This is a genomic window from Paracoccus sp. FO-3 (assembly GCF_006386455.1).
GTDB lineage: Bacteria > Pseudomonadota > Alphaproteobacteria > Rhodobacterales > Rhodobacteraceae > Paracoccus > Paracoccus versutus.
This window is the reverse complement of sequence record NZ_VCBQ01000258.1, coordinates 1-1,356: the sequence shown is the minus strand read 5'-3', so window position 1 is coordinate 1,356 and position 1,356 is coordinate 1. Positions and strand designations below refer to the sequence as shown.

Below are 1,356 nucleotides of genomic sequence, written 5' to 3'. Positions count from 1 at the left end.
ATCGACGCCGCCCTGGCCGGCGAGGGCGAGCCGGCCGCCGCCTATGACACGCTGCGCGCCTGGTCGGTGCTGTCGGGTGCGGCCGACTGGCAACCCGCCTGGCTGGCCGGCTGGGCCGAGGATCGCGCCGGCGCCGATCCCGCCCTGGCCGGCCTTGCCCCGCATCTGCTGGCCCTGCCGCACCGCCCCGACACCCCCATCGCGCCGCCCGATGCCGAACTGCTGGCGCAGGCGCGCGTCCTTGCTGCCGAGACGCCCGAGCCCGAGCGCGCCTTTCTGGAACTGCGCCGTTCGGCCGAGGCGGCGGCGCTGCCGCCCTGGCGCCCCTTGCAGGCGCTGCCCGCGCTGGCGGATATTGCCGAGCGCCGCTCGGGCCTGCCGCTGGACCGGCCGGTGCCGGGGCTCTACACCGCCGCCGGCTGGGACATGGCGCGCGCCCGCGGCGCGGGCCTGGCGGTCGAGGCGGCAAGGCAGGCCGGCGCGGCGCTGTTCGCCCAAGCGCCCGCCCCGCAGAACGACAGCCCCGACCGGGTGATGGCGCTGTTGCAGGGCGCGACCTTGCAGCATTGGCAGGGCTGGCTGGGCGACCTGCGGCTGCGCTCCTTCGACGACCGGCGGCGGGCGGTGCTGGTCTCGGGGGCGCTGTCGCGGCCGGATTCGCCCCTGGCGGCGCTGATCGCCGAGGTCTGGCGCCAGGCCGGCGGCACCGACCGCAGCCGCCCGCACGCGCTGCAACTGGCCGTCGCCGTCCGCTTCGGCCCCGAGATCCAATATGTCGAAAGCGGCCGCATCGCCCAGATCGCCGCGCTGTTTGCCGAGCTGCACGTGGCCTTGGGGGCGATGGACGCGGATGCGGCGGATGCGCAGCGCCGGCTGCTTGGCGTGCAGGCGCGGGCGCGCACGGTTCGCGCGCTGCGCGACGCGCCGCCGCTGATCGGCCGGCTGGTCGAGGATACGCTGGCCGAAAGCGGCGCGGCCGAGGCCAGCGACCTGACCAACCCCCTGACCCGTGCCTGGCAGGCCGAGGTGCTGCCGCTTTGCGCCCCGGCGCTGGCCGGGCGCTTTCCCTTTGCCCAGGGGCCCGATGCCGATCCGGCCGCGGTCGCCGCCCTGATCGGGCCGGGCGGCGCGATGGACCGTTTCCTGGCCGCGCGCGCCGCCACCCTGCTGGACCGCGAGGCCGATCCCTGGCGCTGGAAGCCCGAGGCGCGCTTTGCCGGGCTCAGCCCCGACAGCGCCGCCTTTCTGCAACGCGCGCTGACGGCGGGGGCGGCGCTGGCGCCGGGGCTGCGCATCTCGGCCGCTGCCCTGGCCGAACGCGGGCGGGCCACGCTGCTGATCGGCGGCGATGGCGGG

General features: G+C 77.4%; 1 protein-coding gene. It reads left to right on the top strand.

Annotation, left to right across the window (positions count from 1 at the left end; all coding sequences use genetic code 11):
* A partial coding sequence (locus FE811_RS26830; RefSeq protein ID WP_219848980.1) for an ImcF-related family protein occupies positions 1 to 1,356 on the top strand: 1,356 nt, incomplete at both ends.